Source organism: Micromonospora sp. NPDC005299 (assembly GCF_042872345.1).
Taxonomy (GTDB): domain Bacteria; phylum Actinomycetota; class Actinomycetes; order Mycobacteriales; family Micromonosporaceae; genus Micromonospora.
Window position 1 is genome coordinate 159326 of sequence record NZ_JBIAKG010000007.1, and the last position, 17199, is coordinate 176524.

General features: G+C 66.9%; 12 protein-coding genes. 3 read left to right on the forward strand and 9 right to left on the reverse strand.

Features of this window, described 5'->3' with window-relative positions:
• The first annotated feature begins 20 nt into the window (after positions 1-20).
• From ACFYPD_RS21245 to ACFYPD_RS21255, 3 genes are all read left to right on the forward strand, one after another.
• The gene (locus ACFYPD_RS21245; protein WP_387116052.1) at positions 21-1067 is read left to right on the forward strand and encodes a hypothetical protein; all 1047 of its coding nucleotides are present in this window, start codon (positions 21-23) and stop codon (positions 1065-1067) included.
• A 516-nt stretch (positions 1068-1583) separates the two neighbouring features.
• Positions 1584-1739 (forward strand): hypothetical protein, encoded by a 156-nt coding sequence (locus ACFYPD_RS21250; RefSeq protein WP_387116054.1) that lies wholly within the window; start codon positions 1584-1586, stop codon positions 1737-1739.
• Positions 1740-1871: 132 nt separating this feature from the next.
• Complete coding sequence (locus tag ACFYPD_RS21255) at positions 1872-2222, forward strand: flavoprotein (RefSeq protein ID WP_387116505.1); 351 nt, start codon at positions 1872-1874, stop codon at positions 2220-2222.
• A gap of 368 nt (positions 2223-2590) precedes the next feature.
• Here ACFYPD_RS21255 and ACFYPD_RS21260 read toward each other — a convergent pair whose 3' ends face one another.
• The 9 genes from ACFYPD_RS21260 to ACFYPD_RS21300 form a co-directional block, all read right to left on the reverse strand.
• Positions 2591-5524 (reverse strand): type I restriction endonuclease subunit R, encoded by a 2934-nt coding sequence (locus ACFYPD_RS21260; RefSeq protein WP_387116057.1) that lies wholly within the window; start codon positions 5522-5524, stop codon positions 2591-2593.
• Positions 5521-6720, reverse strand: a complete 1200-nt coding sequence (locus ACFYPD_RS21265; protein ID WP_387116060.1) for a restriction endonuclease subunit S — start codon at positions 6718-6720, stop codon at positions 5521-5523. Before ACFYPD_RS21265 ends, ACFYPD_RS21260 begins: the two co-directional genes overlap by 4 nt.
• Positions 6717-8210 (reverse strand): N-6 DNA methylase, encoded by a 1494-nt coding sequence (locus ACFYPD_RS21270; RefSeq protein WP_387116063.1) that lies wholly within the window; start codon positions 8208-8210, stop codon positions 6717-6719. Before ACFYPD_RS21270 ends, ACFYPD_RS21265 begins: the two co-directional genes overlap by 4 nt.
• The gene (locus ACFYPD_RS21275) at positions 8207-9766 is read right to left on the reverse strand and encodes an N-6 DNA methylase (protein ID WP_387116066.1); all 1560 of its coding nucleotides are present in this window, start codon (positions 9764-9766) and stop codon (positions 8207-8209) included. The genes ACFYPD_RS21270 and ACFYPD_RS21275 overlap by 4 nt, the downstream gene beginning before the upstream one ends.
• A 215-nt stretch (positions 9767-9981) precedes the next feature.
• Positions 9982-11328, reverse strand: a complete 1347-nt coding sequence (locus ACFYPD_RS21280; protein ID WP_387116069.1) for an AAA domain-containing protein — start codon at positions 11326-11328, stop codon at positions 9982-9984.
• 5 nt (positions 11329-11333) lie between these two features.
• Positions 11334-13673 carry a DUF262 domain-containing protein gene (locus ACFYPD_RS21285; RefSeq protein ID WP_387116071.1) on the reverse strand — a complete coding sequence of 780 codons (2340 nt, stop codon included), beginning with the start codon at positions 13671-13673 and terminating at the stop codon, positions 11334-11336.
• A 61-nt stretch (positions 13674-13734) separates the two neighbouring features.
• Positions 13735-15249, reverse strand: a complete 1515-nt coding sequence (locus ACFYPD_RS21290; protein ID WP_387116073.1) for a hypothetical protein — start codon at positions 15247-15249, stop codon at positions 13735-13737.
• Entirely contained in the window at positions 15246-16379 is a 1134-nt protein-coding gene (locus ACFYPD_RS21295) for a hypothetical protein (RefSeq protein WP_387116075.1), read from the reverse strand. Before ACFYPD_RS21295 ends, ACFYPD_RS21290 begins: the two co-directional genes overlap by 4 nt.
• Positions 16376-17185 carry a hypothetical protein gene (locus ACFYPD_RS21300; protein ID WP_387116077.1) on the reverse strand — a complete coding sequence of 270 codons (810 nt, stop codon included), beginning with the start codon at positions 17183-17185 and terminating at the stop codon, positions 16376-16378. Before ACFYPD_RS21300 ends, ACFYPD_RS21295 begins: the two co-directional genes overlap by 4 nt.
• Between the last annotated feature and the right edge of the window lie 14 nt (positions 17186-17199).

Consider the following 17199-nt stretch of genomic DNA (forward strand, 5'->3'; position numbering starts at 1 on the left):
TGTATCGGTAAGGAGGAAGTGTGCCACTCTACGAGATCGACGGGGAGGGCCTGCGGCGGCACGACGCCGCGCGGTTCGCGGCCCTCGGGCTCTACGAGCGAAACGATCTCCAACGGCTTCTCCGGGACGACATCGCCGTGCTCAGCCCCGATCTGCTGGTCGTCGCCGAGGAGTTCGGCAACTGGGAGGACTCAAGACGCCGTATCGACCTGCTCGCCGTTGACAAAACAGGGCACCTGGTGGTTATCGAGCTCAAACGCACCGACGACGGTGGGCACATGGAGCTCCAGGCGCTGCGGTACGCGGCGATGGTGTCGGCCATGAGCTTCGACGAGGTCGTTGCCGCCTACGAGGCGCATCTGGCCAAGACACATCCAGAGGACGAGGTCGACGCACGCTCCGAGCTGCTCAACTGGCTGGATGTCAGCGACGGTGACGAAGCCCCAATCGTCTCCTCAGATGTGCGGATCATGCTGGTCTCAGCGGACTTCGGCCGGGAGCTCACCACCGCAGTGCTGTGGCTCAACCGGTTCGAAGGTATGGACGTCCGCTGCGTGCGGCTCATCCCCTACCAGATCGACGGGCGGATCCTGCTCGACATCCAGCAGGTGATTCCGTTGCCTGAGGCGGCGGACTATCAGATCCGCGTCGGTCGCAAGGTCATCGAGCAGGAGCGGCGGAGCAGCGACAACCGGGACTGGACCCGTTATCACATCGTGGTCGACGGTCAGTTACTGCCGGACGAGAACAAGCGCCGGGCAGTGCGTCTCATGCTTGAGAAGTTGGTAGAGCGGGGGGTGCCTGCGGCGGCCATCGGCAAGGTGCTCACCCCAGGTCGCTTCCGGCCCCTCACGGGTGAGCACCACACCGACGAAGAGGTCCGTGCCGCTCTCGCCGAGCAGTACGAGGGCGTGGATGTCAGCCGCTGGTTCACGGAGCTCGCTTTCGTCGAGGACGGCACGACCTGGGTCGTGCGCAAGATCTGGGGTCGCAACACCGAGCCGACGCTGAACTCACTCCGCGATGCATTTCCAGAAGCAGGAGTCAGCTTCCAGCGCGCCAGGTGACGAGGTTCGGTCTACGTCCCGGGCACCGTCGCTTCATCCGCGCGGGCCATCTCCTGAAGGTCGAGGAGATGCTTTTCGGTGTAGCTGACGACCACGGGCGACCCGCAAAGCTGGATGCGCAGACCGGACCAGCATCGAACGATTGACCTCCGCCGCCTCAGCGAATGATCCCGACCTGCTTTCCGCTCAGGGGGCATTGCTGCTACTGGCTGCGGGTGATGACTGCCGGACAGGGCAACCCAAAGGAAGCGGCTCACTTCCTAGCGCAGGCCGGAAGACTGGCAACGGCGCTGGGCTCTGACCGCAACCGGTTGTGAACCGGGTTTGGTCCCACAAACGTCGATATCCAAGCGGTTTCGGCTGCAGTCCGGGCGGGCAACGCCGAACAGGCACTGGCAATTGGCACCAGGCTCGACACGTCTCGGCTGCCGACAATGCTGGTTGGCCGAAGGGCACAGGTGCACGTCGACCTGGCCGCAGCCGGCGATGATGTCGTCCGGCGACAGGTCGGTCTCGGTGCTGCAACTGCTCGAAGCCGAGCGGATAGCCGCAGAGGTGGTCCGCGCCAACGTCCAGGCTCGCGCCCTCCTGCTCGACCTGCTGGCGAAGGAGCGACGAGCGGCGACACCGGGGCTGCGGCCGCTGGCTGGACGGGCCGGATTGGTCGCATGACACCGCGGGGCGTGCTGTCTCTGGTCGCCTGCGCCGCTCCTCCCGTGCTGCGCATCGGCGAGCTGATCGAATTGCTACAACAAGACGGGCTGGACCGTCTGCCTCACCGCTACGCCGACGGCTGCCAACTGGATCGACAGGAAAGCGCTCGCGCGGCAGACCAGGTATCCGGTCCGGGTCAAGTGGCGGACGCCCGGACCCCACCCTCCGGCGACCGCCGTTGCCGTCGTACCGGCCACGTTTAACGTCATCAACAAGTGGGCTCAGGGGATCAACGACACACTCGCGCTCGGCATCCTCAACGAGGCGCCCGGTGCTGAAATCCCGGTGTATGCGTTCCCGAATGTCAAGGCACAGCTTGGCGCCCACCCGAGTTATGACCGGCACCTGCGGTTACTTCATGGGGCGGGTGTCATCGTGTCGCCACTGCCCGCCGAGCTGACCTGGCGGATGGTCGCGGACCAACTCCAAGTGCCCGTGTAGCCCCTGCCGACACGTCCGCTGCCTTCTGCCAACGGCAAGGCCGGATCCGCTACCTCCAAGAGTTCCGCTCAACCGCTCGATCCTCGCCGAGGCGTCCTGACCTGGCGGCGGTGAGGGCGGCGACTGCCGCTACCCTCCCCAGCCGGCAGGTGCCGCGGCTTCGGCACCTGCCGGCTGAAGAAGCGGGGCTGAGGGCCAGGACCAGGGCCTACTGCATACCCTCCGAACCCGCACCGCCGCCACCCGACGCCACCGCGGACACCTCAACTCCGCTCAACTTCGAAGAGCCGACATTCTTGGAACTGCACACCGGCCTATTCAGCGATCGAGCCACCACGCCGCGCCCACTACTGCGCACAAAGCCGCGATCAGTAGTACTCACGGATGTACCCGAGCGCACGCTCGAACACGTCGTTGTCGTGGATCTTGAACTTGATGTAGAGCGTCTTGCGTAGGGACTGCTGTACCAGGCGGTCGCCGTCGCGCGTGTTCTGCCAGCCCTCGAAACGCACCGCACGGACAACCTGGTCGACCTCGTTGACGACGTTCTCAACGATGATGGGGGTCTCGTCGCCCTTGAGTGACTCGAAGAGCTCCGTCAGCGCCGCCCTGCCCCGCTCCTCGCGTGGGACCTCAGCGGCCGCCTTCTCTGCGGCCACGGTGTCGCGTGCAAGGGCGAACAGTTCCTTGAGGAAGTCCAGGCTGGCCTGCTGGGAGTGCGCGTACTTCTCCCGTAGCGCGGCGAGTCGTTTACCGAGTTCGACAAAGACGGGGTTGCCGATGTGCTTGGCGATACGGGCGGTGATCCATTTCTCGACCTCGACCGGGTCAACGTCCTTCGTCTTGCCCGTCATGAGGTCTTCGATCACCTGGGCGTCCAAGATGATCGTCTCAAGGTCGGTGCGTGGCACCTCGACGATGACGTGTTCGTTGATAAGCTCCAGCGTCTTGGCGCCGAGGGTGCGCCACACAAGCCGGCCGGAGACGTCCGCCGGCCGTACCGACTCGTAGACGTCGGTGAGCCACCGGTAGTCGGCCTCGTATGCCGAGAGGATCGAGTCCGGGCTGAGGGTTTCCCACAGCTGGGCCACGACGCTGAAAGCGCCGCCGAAGGCATCGCGGGCCTCGTCGCTGCTGATGGATGCCTGGGCAGTGATAAGCCCTTCATAGCCACCCACCGTCCGGTCGACGCCGGGAAAGAACGCCAGCGCGGCCTCGACGGCCGGACCGAGCTGCTCGCGCAGGACGGCGATGTTGCTGATCACCTGCTGGACGCTCTTCTCATCGAAGGCGAACGCCTTGGCGACGTCATCGAAGATGCCCAGGTAGTCGACGATCAGCCCGTGAGTCTTGCTCGGCGGGTAGACCCGGTTGGTGCGGGTGATGGCTTGGAGCAGGTTGTGTTCCTTGAGCGGCTTGTCGAGGTACTGCGCGTACAGGATCGGCGCATCGAACCCAGTGAGCAGCTTGGCCGTCACAATAATGATCTTGAGCGGATCGGCCGGGTCGGTGAACCTGGCCGTGATCCGCTCCAGCTCGTCGCGGTCAGGGGTGTACTTCTCTTTCCACTCCTGCGGGTCGCGCGCGTTGCGGCTCATCACGACGGTGGACGCGTCGGGTCCGAGGAGCTGGTCGAGTTCCGCCTTGTAGGCGACACAGGTGGGCTTGTCGTAGACGACCACCTGCGCCTTGAGTCCCTGCGGCTCGACCTTCGTCCGGAAATGCTCGGCGATGTCCGCGGCGATCTTGCGGATCCGCTCGGGCGCCTTGATCAGCGCCTCCAGCGAAGCTGCGTTCTTCGACAGCGTGGTCTTGTCCGCTTCGTTGAGCCGATACCGCTCGGCCAGTTCCTCGAAAGCGGCGTCGATCGCGGCGTCGTCGAGGTGGATCTCCGACAGGCGCGGCTCGAAGTGCAGGGGCAGCGTTGCACCATCGCGGATGGAGTCCTGGAAGGAGTACCTCGACAGGTATCCGCCCGCGTCCTCCTCCGACCCGAACCACATGAACGTATTGCGGTCACGCTTGTTGATCGGCGTGCCGGTCAGGCCGAAGAGGAACGCGTTCGGCAGGGCCTCGCGCATCTTTCGCCCATAGTCGCCCTCCTGGGACCGATGGGCCTCATCGACCATCAGGATGATGTTGTCACGGGCATCGAGCACGCCCGGAGCCTCGCCAAACTTGTGCACCGTGGTGATGATGACCTTGCGCGCACCCGCTCTGAGGAGCTCCTGCAGTTCCTTACGGCTCTCGGTCGAAACCAGGTTCGGCACGTCCGAGGCGTTGAACGTGCCGCTGATCTGCATGTCCAGGTCGATGCGGTCGACGACGATGATCACCGTAGGGTTCGTCAACCCCGCCGTAGCGCGCAGCTTCTGCGCGGTGAAAACCATGAGCAACGACTTGCCGGAGCCCTGGAAGTGCCAGATTAGGCCCTGCTTAATCCGCCCGTGCAGCACCCGCTCCACGATGAGATTCGTCGCCTGGAACTGCTGGAACCGCGCGATGATCTTTATCTTGCGATGCTTCTTGTCCGTGGCAAACACGGTAAAGAATCGCAGGAAGCCCAGCACCACCGACGGCGTGAGCACGACTGCGACGGCCTGCCGCACCGCTGCCAGGCCGGTCGGCACGGGCGCGTCATGGTCGGCCTCTTCCCGCCACGGACCCCACAGGTCGACGGGCATACCGACCGACCCGTACCGGAAGTCCTTTCCCTCCGTGGCAAAGTTGAAGACGTTAGGCACGAAGAACGCCGGGACGTTGACCTCGTAGTCCTCGTTGATCTGTGCGGCCGCGTCGATCCACGTGTACGCCGGGCGCACCGGGGACTTGGCTTCGCCGACGACGAGCGGGAAGCCGTTGCACCACAGCACCAGATCGAAGCGACGCTCGACCCGCCCGACTCTGTACGTCACCTCCGTTGAGATGATCCACTGATTAGCGCTCGAGTGAGCGTTGTCGAAATCAATAAGCTGGACCGTGACATGCTCGCCCGTCGGACCGAACGGCATCGATTTCTGTCCGGTCAGCCACGCGGCGAACTCCTCGTTCGCCACCACCGGATTCGGCGACTGCCGACCTGATATGATCACCGCCCGCAGCTGGTAGATCACCTCGTCCGCGAGACGCGGGTCCGCCCCAATCTCCGGGTTCAGCCGGATCAGCGCCTCCCTGACGTGCGCCTCCAACAGGACCTCATCAGTACGTCGCGGCAGGTTGGCGCCGAGGGCTACCTGGATGTTGTTAGACGCGATCACGTCGCGGACAAAGTCGCGTACCGTGTTCGCCTCGTTGAAGATCATTCTCCGCCTCCGAAGATGTCGGCGGATAATGCGGCCGTCAGGGCCGCAGACGCCAGAACCTCATTTATAGCCGCCTCGCTAGTACGCTCTATCCTTTCGATCGTTGCAACCGCGTGCGTCTGCGCCGCGAGCGGCGGTAGGGCGAGCCGGAAGGCCTCGATTCGAGCAGGACTGGTGTGTCGGACGGTCGAGCCAGCAGCTGTTGAAAGGATGTAGCGGCGGTACTCAGCGGTGCGCAGGATCCACGCCAGGAATCGGGCGGACAGTCGCTTCTCATCCAGCATGATGATCTTCCCGATCCGCTGATTGTGTAGATAGACCGAACCATCGTCCGGTACCTCCGCCGAAAAGCCCAGGGTGTCGCCAGCTTTGCTCAGATCCGTCATAGTGACGATCAAGTCGCCGGGCTCAAGGACGTAGGCTGGGTCGACTTGACCTGCGTAGGTCTTGGGAGCAGTTATCCGAAATCCCCCGCCAATGACAAAGTTCCCGGGAGTCACAACGGTTGGCAGGCCAGGGTCCTCCGAAAAGTACTCGCCAGCGAATGCGAAACCGTGCCTGACCTTCGCGACCTCACCGATGGATACCTGCTCGCCATCCGTAGTAGTCTTTTGTAACAGCAAGTCCGGCAGACTGGCCCGAAGAACTTCTTTCGCCCCACTGACACGTAAAGCAACACTTCTTCTGTGCCGCTCAACCGTCCAAAGGAGGCCGGCGAGACGCTTCTGCTGGTCGAGGGGCGGCAGATCGAACTCGTACCGGGCGATGTCGGACCAGTTCACGTACGGATTAACAGAACCCTTTGACTCCTTAATCGCGAAGGCGTGGAACGGCTCCGATGTCATCACGAAAGGCAGGAAGTCCTGCAGCAGACGGCCTGGGTCCTTCGTCTCGACGACGAACGTGGTGTTGGCGGTAACCCCGTCGAACTCCGCGACCGCAACCTTGCGCAAATATGTCCGCCGTGAGCCATAGAGAACCTGACCCGGGTAGAAGCGTCGGTGGAAGGCAGGGCCGAGGTACCCGTCGCCGACTTCGCCCCAGCGATGGATTTCTAGGTCGTCGGTGTCCATGTGCTCGCCAGCGACGTACCGCTCAACCTCGCCCGACTCGGGATCAACCCTCTCCTTGGAGGCTGCCGCCACGTCTCCGAGCGTCACGCGTTTCCAGGCGCTCTTGTCGAGGTTGAGAGTCACTGGGTCACCTCCTGCCGCAGGAGTGCGAGGACGTCGTTGATCGCGGTGTCGGCCTCGGCGGCCGCGGCTCGCCATGCTTTCACCGCCTCGGTCAGGCTCACCGCCGCGGCTCCGTCAATGGAGGCTGTGCGGGTTACGTAGAGCGGGATCGCGAGGTTGTACTGCTTGTCGGCGATCTGGTCGCGTGTGGCGACAGCGGCGAAGCCCTCGTCGGCGGCGAACGCTTCGTACGCCCTGAGGATCTTCTTCTGGTGGCGGTCCCGCAGGAACGACTGTGCTTGTTCGCGGGCGACCTCGTTGATGGCGTTAATGAAGAGGACCTTGCCGCGGTGTTCAGTGACCTTGCTGGCGCGTAGCGTGACGACCACGGCTTCCATGGGGGAGTTGTAGAACAGCCCGGCTCCGAGTCCGATGACGGCTTCGAGCAGGTCGGACTTCACCAACTTCTCGCGGAGCTCTGCTTCTTCCCGCCGGAAGAGCACCCCATGGGGAAACAGGATGGCCGCGCGACCGGACCTCAGGTCGAGGCTAGCGGCGATGTGCTGGAAGAAGGCATAGTCGGCACGTCCCTGCGGTGGGACACCCCATATGTTGCGGCCGTACGGATCCTTGGCGAACCCGGTACGGTTCCACGCCTTGATGGAGTACGGCGGGTTGGCGAGCACAACGTCGAAGGCGCGCAGCCGACCGCTGCGGTCGAGGAAGGCGGGCTTGGCGAGCGTGTCGCCGTGGGCGACGTGGCCGTCAACGATGCCGTGAAGAAACAGGTTCATCCGGGCGATGGCGGACGTCCCGTAGTTGAGCTCCTGGCCGTAGAGCTTGAGGTTGCGCCACTCCTTGCCCTGGCGGCGCAGCTCCGCAACGGTAGAGATGAGCATGCCGCCGGTGCCGCAGGTCGGGTCGTAGACCGACTCTCCCGGTTCAGGCTTGAGCATCATCGTCATCAGATGCACAAGGGTGCGGTTGGTGTAGAACTCCTGGGCGGTGTGGCCGGAGTCGTCGGCGAACTTCTTGATGAGGTACTCGTACCCCTGGCCGAGTTCGTCCTCGGGCAGGTTGGCCACCGAGAGCGTCTTGGTGGAGAAGTGCTCGATGAGGTCGTTGAGGGTGGCGTCGGGCAGCAGGTTCTTGTTGCCCCAGTCGCCGTCGCCGAACACGCCGGGCAGGGTGTCGGGGTTGGCTGACTCGATCGCGCGCATGGCGGCGAGGATCGCCGCGCCGACGTTGCTCGTGACCTTGCGGATGTCGTCCCAGTGGGCGCCGTCTGGGATGGCGAAGCGGTGGTTCTCCGGCAGGTCGGCCAGCTCGTCGTCGCCGTAAATTTTCAGCGCCGCCGCGTGTTCTTCGTCGTAGACGTCTGAGAGTCGCTTGAGGAAGACGAGCGGGAAGATGAACTGCTTGTAGTCGCCGGCATCGATGAGTCCGCGCAGCCGGACGGCGGCGCCCCACAGGTACGACTCAAGTTCGCGTTGGGTAATGCGGGTGCTCATGCGGTCGTCTCCGTCGGGGCGAGGTCCCACTTGGCAAGTTCGGCTTCCAGGGCGGCGCGGGTGTCGCGGGCGGCGGCGTTGGCGGCTTCGAGGTCGGCGAGGGCCTGCTCCAGCGTGCCCTGTTCACCGTCATCAGCGGGGGCTAAGTACAGCGGGATGTTGAGGTTGAAGCCGGTGGCCCTGATGTCGTCGAGCGCGGCGACCGCGGCCAGGCCGGGTTCGTCAGCGAACGCCTGGTAGGCCCGCAGCAGGGTGTCGGCGTGATCGGGCTCGAGGGTGTTCTGGTTACGGCCGCGCCTGAACAACGTCTCGCCGTTGATGAACAACACCTTGTCCTTGCGATCATCGGGCTTGCGTAGGCGCAGGATCAGCACGCACGCCGCCAGGCCGGTGCCGTAGAAGAGATTGGGCGCGAGCCCAATCACGGCCTCGACCAGGTCCGCATTGAGGAAATGCTCCCGGATGCGCCCCTCAGCACCTTGGCGGAACAGCGCGCCCTGCGGCAGAACCACGGCGACGCGGCCGGTCTCGGGTGCGGCAGACGTGATCATGTGCTGGACCCAAGCCCAGTCGGCGTACCCCTTGGGCGGGACGCCCCCGAGCCTGTTGCGGCCCCACCGGTCCGAGGCCCACGCCTCGTCGCCCCAGTTCTTCAGCGAGAACGGCGGGTTGGCGATGACGCAGTCGAACTGAGCGAGTCGCGAGCCGTCGAAGAAGGCTGGTGAGCGCAGGGTATCACCGCGTTCGATGCGGAAGTCCTCGAATCCGTGCAGGAGCAGGTTCATCCGGGCGATGCCGGAGGTGGCGAGCACCTTCTCCTGGCCGTAGAGCTTGCCCAAGACAGCCTGGGGCCGGCCGCCCTGGCGCTTCACATGCTCGATGACCTCGATGAGCATGCCGCCCGTGCCGCAGGCCGGGTCATAGACCGTCTCGCCTTCCTGCGGATCGAGGATGTCGACGAGCAGTTTGACCACCGAGCGCGGGGTGTAGTACTCGCCGGCCTTCTTGTTGGACTGGTCCGCAAATCGCTTGATCAGGTACTCGTACGCCTGCCCGAACACGTCCGGGGTCACAGCCGCGTTACTCAGCGTCTTCGTGGAGAAGTGCTCGATGAGGTCACGCAGCTTGGCATCGGGCAGCTTGTCCTTGTTGGTCCACGCGGCGTTGCCAAAGATCCCGTACAACACGCCCTGGTTGGCCTTTTCTATCGCGCGGAAGGCGGTCACCAGGGCCTGGCCGACGTTCTCAGTACGGGCCCGGACCTCCTCCCACAGGCTGCCGCTGGGGATCCCGAAGCGGTGGTTCTCGGCAAACGACGCGTACTCGTGGTCGCCGTCCGACTCCACCAGCGCCCGCTCATACTCCTCCGCGTAGACGTCACTGATCCGCTTAAAGAACATCAACGGGAAGATGTACGCCTTGAAGTCCGCCTGGTCGATGCTCCCGCGCAACAGATCAGCGGCCCGAGCAAGGTACTGCTCCAACTCTGACAGGCTCATCGGAATGGCGAGGGTGTCATGGCTTGTCGCGGAGGCTCGCGCGTTGCGGTCGCTCATACTGGGCACCGATCAAAGGTCATCATTTGCTGTTGTCTCCTCGCCAACCTGCGTTCCGCCTCCGGGCGGGCCCAACCGTAGCCGCAGCCTCGAAACCCGAAAATTGCCGGGTCGGTCTGCCGCTGCGGCTGCCTGAACACCACCTGCAGCCCATGAGCTGCGTCTCCACCCTTGCCTCTCTTATCGGTCAAAGAGCCCGTGTTAGCCACCGCCACTCAAGGCACCGTCGTGAAGACCCTTACTTTCGATGCCTTCAAGTGCGCCAACACCGACTGGTTCGCCTCCCAGCCGTCGGGGAACTTGACCGGGACGTTGAGGTGCACCGGCTCGACCGAGGGGTGGGCGTCCAGCAGCTCCGCGATACCGGCCCGGGCCACCAAGATGCAAGCCTGTCGGTGCCGGGATGTCAGCACGCAGAGGCGCCCCGACTCCAGGTGGAAGGCGGTCGCGTCCCGCCGCCCCGACAGCGGGTGCAGCACGATCGTCACGTCGTACTCCCGGCCCTGGAGCCGGTTGGCGGTGTCGACGGTGATGTCTGCTCCGGCCGCGCCGAGCTGCGCCCGGATGGCCGCCACCTGGTCGCGGTGCGCGGCTCCGACGGCGATCCGGTCCGCGGTGACCGGCGCGCCGCTCGGTTCGCGCTCCGAAACCGCGACCGCTCCCCGCTCCAGCACCCGCCGTGCCAGGGCCGCACACGCCGCCGCCGCCTCGGCGTCGGTCCGCAGCGTGTGCCGGGCCGGCAGCTCATACAGCGCCCACCCGGTCGCCGCCGCCGTCTCCACGGCCGCATCGACCGGCCCATGCCCAAACCCAGCCGTGGTGAACGACAGCGACCGCTCACCAGCGGTCGTGCCGGCCTGGAACCCGGTGAAGGGGTAGAACGCCTGGGCCACCACCGGCGCCGCCGAGGGAGGCAGTCGCCACGACACCGGCAGCCGGTGCACCGGCAGGTCGGGGTTGTGCCGCAGCAGCGCCGCCACCGCGGACTGCATCGGGTCCCAGGTCAGCCCGGTCCACCGCTCGGTGTCGACGGTGGAGAACGGGTCGAGCTGGCCCGGGTCACCGACGAACAGCGCCCGCTCGAACCGGCCGGCCACGCGCAGCAGGGCGTCCGACCGCATCTGGTACGCCTCGTCGACAATCGCCCACGGCCAGCAGCCCTCGGACACCATGGCCCACTTGGCGGCCGTACCGATGATGACGGACGGACCACCGAGGTCCGCGACCTTGGCGGCGACCCGGACGGTGGGGTACTGCTTGATCCGGTCAGTCGCCGCGTAGTCGGTCGCCGAGAGCCGCCCGATGTGCAGCTCGGGCGCCTTCTGCGCCAGGCGGTCGATCAGGTCGTCGACCTGCTCGTTGGTTTGCGCGATCACGATCAACGGCTCGCCGGCACGGGCCAGCTCGACGGCGGCGCGGACGACGAGGGTTGACTTGCCGGCCCCGGGAGGCGAGTCCACCACGACGCCGCGGTGCAGGCCGGAACGCAGGTCGGTCAGCACCTCGGTGATGACGCGCTCGGCCTGAACCGCCGGCGCGTCCGGCAGGAGCAGGGTGGTCATGGTGCTCACCGTCGTGCCGTGGTGTCGAAGTCGAACTGCCGCAGGCGGTGCCGGGCGATGTCGAGCTCGTGGGGCGTGAAGATCGACTCGTACTCGTCCTTGACCACCAGGGCCTCCACCGTGAGGTCGAGTCGCCCGCGCTCCCACAGCGCCGCGAACCCGTCGGAAACGACCGGGCTGGCGAGCAGCTTCTTGGCGGTGGCGAGCCCCCCGTGCTCGGCGATCATGCCGAGGAAGTAGGTGGCGTTGTAGCCGGCCTCGCGCCGCGCCGCCTCGTACACCCCGCGCATCGCCCGCTCGAAGTCCGCGACCGTCCCCTGATCGCCACCGGCCTGAGCCGGTACGACCGGCGCATCCTCCGAACCGTTGGTCGTCTCGGCGTCGGCGTCCGGTTCCTCGACGAGCGGCTCAGCGTCGGCGAGTCCCGCCGCCTGCTCGTTGCGCCGGGCGACGTAACCGCGCAGGGCGTCGACCGAGGTGAAGACCTCGTAGCCGAGTTCCTCCATCCGAGCCAGCTCGGGGTTGGCGTCCAGCTCCAGCACGACCGGGTTGCCCAGCCCCGGCTGCAGGCCGTCGGGCCAGTACGCCTCCGCCACGCCCAGCAGCCGACCGGTGGCGGGATCGGCGATCTCGCTGTCGAGGGCGGGCTCGGCGCAACCCGCGGCGACCAGTTCCTCGACGAGGGCCTTCACCTGCCCGGCGCGGACGTCGTCGGCCTCCTCCTCGGAGACAACGACCACCGGCCGCAGCGGCTCGGCCGCCGGCTTCGTGCCGTCCCGCAGGCCGGCGAGGAATCCGTTGGCGGCGTTGGCCAGCAGCTCCCGGCGGGCGGCGAGGAAGTCCAGGTAGCGGTCGGGCCGCCAGAGCTGCGGGTCCGTCGGGATCCACTGGGATTCGAGCGCACCCGGGTGCTTCTGCTCGGTCTCGGCGAAGTAGTCCTCCGGCGGCCGCTTGCCGATCGCGAGGTTGGTCTGCTGGGTCAGGAAGGAGAAGTTGGCGACGGCGTTGACCTCGGACCGGCCGTAGCCGTGCTTGTAGAGCAGCGCCTTGGGGAAGATGTGGTGCACCTGGAGGGATGTGAGGTAACCCAGCATCTGGCTCTTGAGTTCCAGGCCCGAGCCGAAGTCACGCGCGCCGAGCACGCGGGTGAGCAGATAGAGCAGGGGGTAGAAGCGGGAGCCGCGGCCGAAGCCCTCGAAGTCCTGGCCATCGATCGTCAGGTTGCCGCCGCGCCAGCGGCTGAGGCTGGCGATCAGTCCGTCGATGCCGCTGCGGGCGACCGTCTCGTAGTCCTGCGTCAGGATGGTCTCCGTCGAGCCCGCGAAACGTCCCCACAGCGCGGCGTGGATGTACCAGAAGAGCATCCGATCCTGCTCGGTGGCATCGGTGAACGAGCCGCCGTTGAGGTGCAGGAAGCGGGAGACCACCGGGAAGGCGTAGCGACCCATCAGCACTCGGTCGTGGTCCAGACCGAGCCGTCCGGAGACCACGTCGAGGAAGCCGCTGATGTAACGCTCACTCGAGTTCAGAGCCTGCGCGAAGTCGGTCGAGCCGACCCCCTCCAGGAACTCGAACTGGGCCCGGCCCGTCGCTACCGCGTTGACGTTGCGCAGCAGCCAGTCGAGGTTGAACTCGAACCCGGCGGTCGACCAGGTGCCCAGGTGCTTGCGCATCGTCGAGCGGGCCTCGGGCCAGTCGGCGCAGATCTTCGCCAGCGCCAGGTCACCCTTGGAGAGCTTGGTGCCGCCCGAGTTGACCCGGTTGAAGATGTCGACGACCACCTCGACGCCCTTGTCCGCACCGGTGATCTTCTCCTGGTGGAACTCGCGCTCGAGGAGATTGCGCAGCCGGCTGAGCCGGGTCATGTACGCCACGATTCGCGGCGCAATGGAAGGGTGCTCGTTCAGCTTCCCGATCTGCGCTTCCAGGCCCTCGACGAAGAGCGCGGTGACGTCGACCCAGGTGGGGTCGTCCCTCATCTTCGCCGGCGCGTAGAACTCGAAGGTCTCCTCCTCGACGTTGAACCGCAGGCCGGTGAACGCAGACGGATCGCCCTCGAAGAAGGCCGGCGGCTTGCCGCGGACCACCCCGTAGAGGGAGGTGATCCGCTGCTGCCCGTCGAGGAGCAGCAGCTTCACGCCACCGCCGACGTGGTCGCTGCCTCGGACCGAGCCATGGTCGGCTTCCGTCTCCCACACCAGCAGCCCGCCGACGGGGAAGCCGAGGTAGAGCGAGCGCATCAGGCCGCGTACCTGATCCCGGTTCCACACGTAGCCGCGCTGGAACTCGGGCAACAGCACAGTGCCCGAGTCAATCTGGTCGAGGATGGTGCCCAACTTGCTCAACTCAGCTCCCCCACGGATCTGAATGGTTGGTCGTTGACTAGCGATGCTGCGGGCCGAAACGTCACGACCACTCTTCGCGGGCGTCTTCGGCGGTTGGTGCGCTGTCCTCGTATGGTGCCGGTGGGCCGCCGTGGGTCCACGGCGTCTCTTCCCGGGACGGGAAGGCGCCCGGCGGCATGAAGGAGTCACTCAGCGTGGTGTAGCAGATTCGCTTCCCCACCTCCGGCACGCTGCCGGGGGCCGGGGTGAGCGAGCGACCCATGCCGCCGGTCAGCTCCAGCACGACCGCGGTCGTGCCGTCGTCCTTCCGCGCCACCGACATCACCCGCGCCTTCTGCCCGTTGGGCTGCTCGGGTGAATACAGCGTCGTGCCCGGCGTGACCAGCACCGTGTCGGCGGTGGTCAGCGCGACCCAGGGGCGAAGGACCGGCTTCTTCCCGCTGGTATCCACCCGCGTCGGGTGGGCGGCCGTCACGTCGCCCACGAACGCCTCGCCGGTGAGCCGGTAGTCGGCCATCACCATCGGGTCGTCGTAGGCCCGCTGCACGTCGTACGAGGTCAGGGCCCGCTCCATGCGGTGCAGCTTCCTGGCCGCGACGACGGCTCCGTCGCGGCGAGGCTGTGGGAACCCGCCCTCGTCGAGATGCTCAGTGAAGCTGGTGAAGGCGCTCCGGTCCTCAGCCCAGCGTTTGGGCACGTGCGCTCCGGCGGGCAGGTCCCGCAGCAGCGAGATGGCTTGCCACATCAGCCCCCAGGTCGGCTCGAGCTGCGAGCGCAGGATGTCCTCCAGCTCGTCACGACGCCGGGCCACCTGTGAGTCGGTGGCCACCGCCCGGTCGTACGCGGCCATGGCCGGGGCCAGCACCTCGTTGTCGAAGGTCGGGTCGGTGGCCGGACCGGCCGGCGGCCAGGTCACGGGATCCTCGGCCGCGGCGGCCGCTTCGGCGCCGGTCATGTCCGACGGGGGTGTGATCCAGGCCAGGAGGGCGGCCAGCTGCGCGTCCTCGAGCGGGCTCTGTCCGGTGGCCCAGTGCATCGAGAGCGCCTGCGTCATCGCCACCAGCGCCGACGAGCCCGGGTGTTCGGCGCGCTCGAAGAAGTACGTGAGCCAGCGTCCGAGCAGTGGCACCGACGGATCCACCGGGTAGTCGCCGTCGGTGCGGCGGAACCGGGTGGATCGGCCGAAGAGCCGGATGAAGCCCACTCCACCGGGATTGGGTACGAGCAGCTGTGGCGCGTCGGCGTACCGGTGGCGGATGTCCTTGCGCTTGTTCGTGGGCACCGCTTCGACGTCGCTGCGGAAGCTATCGACGTAGGGAACGACGACGCCCGCCAGCTCGGCAGCGAACGTGAACCGCTGGTCGCGGTTCCGGGGCTGCGGCACGATCAGCAACGTCGGATCGTCCGGGTCGTCACCCACCATCGCGGCGAGCGATGCGTTGGCCTCCCCCGCCATGCTGAGGGGGATGAAGACCAGGGGCCGGTCGGCGATGTGCACGTGACGGACGGTAGTGATCCGCTGGGCGATGCCCTCCACCACGGCCTCGGCCCGCGCCAAGGTGGTCAGGGTGCTCATCCGGCCACCCCGCTCATCAGCTCAGCCCGCAGCCGGGCAGCAGCGCGCAGCAGTTGGGCCGCCTCCTGCTGGTCCTCCGCCGGCGCGAGCTGGTTGCGTGCGATGGCCAGCGCCGTTTCGACCCTCTCGATGCCGCCCATCTCCTCTCGGGCGGACTTGCCCAGCGCCGCCGTGCAGCCGCGAGCCTCGTGCCGGCAGAAGTACGCCAGCTCGCAGCTCGCCAGGCACTCCGGCGCGTACCGGGCCTCGACGGCCTCAAGGGCGGCGACCAGCGCGGCCGGCGAGCGGGTGGGCACCCCGTTGCCGTCGGGCGCGAAGTCGAAGCTGAGAGTGGCCGGCAGGTCGGCCAGCAGCGCGTCGATCCGGGTCATCCGGGACAGCTGCCGCCGCAGCACGGCGAGCTGCTTGCGGACGTCGATCCGCACCGCCATCGGCTGGTTGGAGAAGTCGCGGGGGCAGACCAGCACGACGTCGTGCGAAACAATCTCCGGGTCGTGCCCAGCCTCACCGAGCAGCTCGCGCATGGCCAGCACGTAGACAGCCGCCTGGATCGCCGCGGCCGCCACCTTGCCCGAGTCGGCCTGCCCGTCGATGACCGCGAACGACTTGATCTCCACCACGTGGAACTGCCCGTCGTGCTGGAACGCGATCAGGTCCGGTTCCAGGTAGGCCTGCTGGCCGGCGACCTCGAGCCGCAGCAGCGGGTGGTCGAAGAGCGTGCCGGCACCCTCGGCCTGGGCGGCGGCCCGAGTGAGCAGGGCACGCGACCGGGCGTACCGGAGGTCCTGGCTCTTATTGTGGCCGGCGACCGACTCCAGGTCGTCGTAGGAGACCTCGGGGATTTCGAGGTCGAGCCGCTCCCGCAGCAGCCGCAGCAGCTCGGCGCAGCCGTTGGCCTTGACCTGCGCCTCGAAGGTATTGCCGCGGGTGATGGCGAACTGCGACTGACCGAAGCGGGCCGGGTAGTCGATGTAGGCGGCCAGTCGCTGCTTGTCCACGCCGGCGCAGTCGAGCACCTCCCGACGGGCGCAGCCCGGGTTCGTGGTCAGGGCGGCGATGGTCCGGGCGTTGTGCCGGCTCGCGACGCCCCCACCTCGAATCGCGGCCAGCCGCTGGCCAACGTTGGTCATGCCGTCCCCCTGAGTACCCGCAGCTTGCTGCCGAAGAGCTGCTCGGCCTCGTCCATCTGCCGGCGGGCACGGTCGGCCGCCGCTTCCCGCTGCGACTGGTCGGCCACCACGTGCACGTCGAGTTCGGCCCGGGCGGCCTTGATAACGGTGGCCGCGTCTACCGCCCCGTGCGGTTGGGCCGCTCCCGGGATGGTGGTGGCGAACCGCCAGAGCAGCCGGATAACGCCGGAATCTTCCTCAAGCATCCTGGCTGCCCGTTCCGCCACCTTGATGGCGGCTGTCAGAAAGTCGACACGGAGGCTCAGCGGCCCGATGATGCGCCGCTCGAGTGGCCAGGTGGAGATCGCGAGCAGGCCCCGGGCCGGGGCCAGGTGCTCGGCGGTGAGCGCAGAGCAGAGGTAGTACGGCCGGGAGTGGCGTGCCGTGCGGAAGGACCTCTCCTCGTCCCGACGCAGGTGGGTGAGCTTGCCCGCCGCGATCCCAGTGGCACCTGCGCCGTAGAACGCGGTGTGGACCTCGGCGATCAGCTTCGGCGCGGCCGGCACCGACAGCAGGGTGAGCGCGTGGTGGACCTGCTCGCGTACCGGCACCAGCGGCGCTTCAGGCTTCGTCGGCTCGGTGTCGCCCCCCGCCTCGTCGGCGAGGTCCGTGAGGGCCTGCTCCCAATTCCGTTCGGCGCTGCGCAGCTCAGCCCGCATCGCTCGGGCTCGGGCGGGGTCGCGGGCGATCACCGCCCGACGGACTGCTGCTCGCAGGTCTTCGATCCGGCGCTCGAGGTTCTCTATGGACTCGGCCACGAGAGGCATGGTACAAGTTCCAG